The sequence below is a fragment of the Bacillus sp. NTK034 genome, from assembly GCF_017303275.1.
Lineage (GTDB): Bacteria > Bacillota > Bacilli > Bacillales > Cytobacillaceae > Cytobacillus.
Map to the genome: position 1 here is coordinate 1 of NZ_JAFKOJ010000030.1, position 1,821 is coordinate 1,821.

Annotated in this window: 3 protein-coding genes; 1 reads left to right on the top strand and 2 read right to left on the bottom strand. The window is 39.0% G+C overall.

The annotated features are described in order from the left end of the window. Positions 1-568 (top strand): MATE family efflux transporter (locus tag JI665_RS28155; RefSeq protein ID WP_244671352.1); only part of this gene is annotated, 568 nt, incomplete at its 5' end. A gap of 202 nt (positions 569-770) precedes the next feature. Here JI665_RS28155 and JI665_RS28160 read toward each other — a convergent pair. Further along, positions 771-950 (bottom strand): DUF2759 domain-containing protein, encoded by a 180-nt coding sequence (locus tag JI665_RS28160; RefSeq protein ID WP_206846281.1) that lies wholly within the window; start codon positions 948-950, stop codon positions 771-773. Between the two features lie 84 nt (positions 951-1,034). Continuing rightward, positions 1,035-1,821 (bottom strand): multicopper oxidase family protein (locus JI665_RS28165; RefSeq protein WP_206846282.1); only part of this gene is annotated, 787 nt, incomplete at its 5' end.

Genomic DNA, 1,821 nt, shown 5'->3' on the forward strand with positions numbered 1-1,821 from the left:
CTTTTCTTATATGATTGGTTATGGGTTCGCAACGGCAGCTACGATACTGGTTGGACAGCAAATCGGGGCAGGTAACCTTGATGAAGCGAGGAGATATGCCAAACTTACAACCATCTTAACTTTAGCATCAATGTCTGTTCTGGGGGCTATGCTATTCTTCCTTGGTGAATGGGCGGGAAGGTTCTTTACAGAAGACCAGGAGGTAGTCAGAAACATAGGAACAGCTTTAAAGATATCGGGCGTTTTTCAACCCTTTTTAGCTGTGCTTATGGTACTAACAGGGGCATTCCAAGGTGCAAATAATACAAAATTCCCAATGTACCTCACCACCATTGGAATGTGGGCGGTGCGTACACTCCTTGTCTTTTTATTAGGCATAAAGCTAGGCTGGGGTTTAGCAGGTGTCTGGATTGCCATCGGAATTGATATTGCGTTTAGGGCAGTTGTACTCGTTATTCAGTTCCAAAGAGGAAAGTGGATGGCTCTCGAAAAAGCACCGGAGGCAGAATCTGAATGCCATCCGCAGACAACAAAGGAAACGATGTCGTCTTGTGTAAACAACTATTAAAACCAAAGTTAAGAATCAGTTTGCTTTTTTAATGAAAAAGGACCAAAAAAGGTCCTTTTTCATTTCTATAATAATTAGGGGGGATCTTTATTATATATTAAAGGTTTGCATGATTTATGGATTAAACATAAAAATTAATAAAAAGCAGCAATACTTTTTTCAACAAACGAGTAAAATGCTTATTGCCTCAATTCTCCTGCATTTACATAGCAGGATATCCGGAATTTATAAAAGTCATTACAGCAAACCAGCCAAAAACAAGGAAGCTGCCTAATCTAAATAGCACACCTAGGAAATTTTTGTTTTTCAATGCACTAATTGTCCCAAAACCAGCAAGCAAAGCGACTAGTCCAAATATTATTCCAATGCCTCTCGAAAACACTCATTTCTTATGATTTATTAACCTCTCAAAAAAAAAGCGACCTTTATTAAGGCCGCTTCTCTGTGTCTAGCGGAAGTATTATTACTACTCTGGTTTATTGTTAGCATTTGGATCAGGGGTAAAACTTGGCTTAAATCCGTCGTACTTAACCATATTTACCATTCCAGCTGTGGCATGGTGAAGATCATGACAGTGAAACAGCCAATTTCCTGGGTTATCAGCTTTAAACGCAACAACATATACATCACCCGGTTTTAAGTTAATGGTATCCTTTATTATCGGAGATCCTTCTACAGGTTTTCCATTCTTGCTAAGGACCTGGAAGAAGTGACCATGGAGGTGCATAGGGTGATCATCCATCATAGAATTATTAGTCAATGTTACCTTAACGAGATCACCTTCCTTAACATTTATATTATCTGTTTCAGGAAATGTTTTGCCGTTAATCGTATAGGCCATATCACTGCCATTCATGGCAGTATTCAGATCCATTTTATATTCAACATTATATTTCTGATCCAGTGAAAATTCCCCTTGTTTAGAAGGGCCATAATTAACAAACGTGAACTCTGAAAGTTCTTCGGACTGATTAGATTTATCTGTTGATTTAGAAGAGTTTTCATATTGAATTTTTGTCTTCATTCCACTTGTGCCTTCCATGTCACCATGGCACTCGATGAACCATTCGCCAGGGTTGTCCGCAGTAAACTCAATGTCATATCGCTCCCCTGGTGCTATTGAGATAACTTGATCTTTGATTTCTTTTGGTTCTTTTAGTTCTTGCCCGTCGATGGCTGCCACTTTAAAATCATGGCCATGCAGATGGATCTTATGAGACATATACCCTACATTGACAAGGCGAATTCTGACT